The sequence below is a fragment of the Leucobacter sp. M11 genome (assembly GCF_035726885.1).
Taxonomy (GTDB): domain Bacteria; phylum Actinomycetota; class Actinomycetes; order Actinomycetales; family Microbacteriaceae; genus JAPFRB01.
Map to the genome: position 1 here is coordinate 43,333 of NZ_JAPFRB010000008.1, position 1,639 is coordinate 44,971.

Below are 1,639 nucleotides of genomic sequence, written 5' to 3' on the forward strand. Positions count from 1 at the left end.
GTTCACGACGGTCAGGAGCACCGCGGCGATGCCGAAGCACAGGCGCAGCCGCGGGCCGTTCCGGAAGTGCCGGGCGAAGGCGTTGCCGAGGGGGCGGCTCACGAGGAGCAGCCCGGTGAGGGCGCTCAGCAGCAGGCACACGAGGTTCAGGATCATGCGGAGACCCGCCGTGCCCGGGCCAGCGCTGCGCAGCTCGCGCCCAGCAGGAGCAGCCCCCCGCCCAGCAGGGCGTGGCCGGCCCCGGGGGCCTGCCCGGTCTCCGCGAGCGACCGCGCCGCGGGGGCGGCGGGGCCGGCCGGGTTCGGGGGTCCCGGGGGCGTGATCTCCGGCGGGGTCACGGGCGGGGTCACCGGCGGGGTCACGGGCGGCGTCGCTTCGGCGCGGTAACCGAAGTCCAGGCTGAGATCGGCGACCCCGCCCCGGGTGAGATCCAGCCGGGTCAGCGCGAAGCCGACCGAGGAGTCCCGCTCCGGGTCGGCCCCCGCGGGTGCCGGGCTCGGGGCGAGCCCCCGCAGCGCGTCGGCCGAAGCCCCGGAATCAACCGTGACCCGGTAGTGCACCCCGGACGGCAGGGGGGCCAACATGACGAACTGGTATTCGCCGGAGCCGTCCGTGGTGACCGGGGCGACCGACGCGCCGTTCACGGTGCTCGGGGCCAGACCATCGGTCCGGTCGAGCACAAGTCTGACGCCCGCGATGGGGCGATCCGTGTCGTCCTGCAGCCCGTCGCCGTTCGCGTCGAGGAACACGGTGTCCCCGACGGTGACGGGGCCGAGCCCCGAGGCCCGACCCGAGCTCTCCGTCCGCGTCGCCGCGGCCTCGCTCGTCTGCGTCAGGCCGGGGCCCGCGAGGGCGACGGCGTTGCCGAAGCGCTCCTGCGTCGCGCTGAGCACGGTGCCCGTGTAGTCCAGGTTCACGAACTCCCCGTCGCCGATCTGGTCGAGCACCACGGTGAACCCCCCGGGCGAGCAGCGCTGCTCCAGGATGCGCTCGGCCGCGAGCGGCTCGGGTTCGAGCAGGTCGCGCGCGCTCGTGAGCGCCCGCGCGGAGGAGAAGGCGAGCGTCCCGCAGTCGATCGACCAGCCGGGGCCCGGCGTGTCCGTGAGGGTGACGGGCCCGGCGTGCGGCCCCGTCGGCAGCCCCACGCGCCAGCTCAGCGCCCCGGCGGGCGTCACGACGCCCTCGTCCAGGGCGGACCACCCGGCGTACTTCGACAGCTCGCGATGGAGCGGGATCGGCGGCTTCGGCATCCCCGACGTGCGAACCTCCTCGACAAAGCGGGTGCCGCTGCCCACAAACTCCAGGGCGTAGTCCCCGGGGCCGTCCCCCACCACGGTGCGGTCCCAGCGGGACAGGAACGACCCGGACCCCGAGACGCGGGCGTGCCCCTCGACGAAGTCGCCCAGGGTGAACTCCACCGTCTTCCCGCGCCAGGCCGCCGTGGCAACGGGCTCCCCGGCCTCGCTCAGGATCTGCCAGGGGGCCGTGCTCTGCGGGCGGATCTGCTCCGGGAGCACGATCTCGAAGCGCTCCCCGGCCCGGACCTCGTCCGGCACCGCGAACTGAAAGTCAATCCGCAGGGAATCCTCCGTGCTCGTCACCGCCTGCTCCACCGCAATCGCGGTCACCGCGACGGGCT

The 1,639-nt window shown here is 74.8% G+C and carries 1 protein-coding gene; it reads right to left on the reverse strand.

What is annotated here, in order from left to right:
- Positions 1 to 152 precede the first annotated feature (152 nt).
- On the reverse strand, positions 153 to 1,639 hold a 1,487-nt coding region (locus tag OOT08_RS18665), incomplete at its 5' end, for an SdrD B-like domain-containing protein (RefSeq protein WP_325094401.1).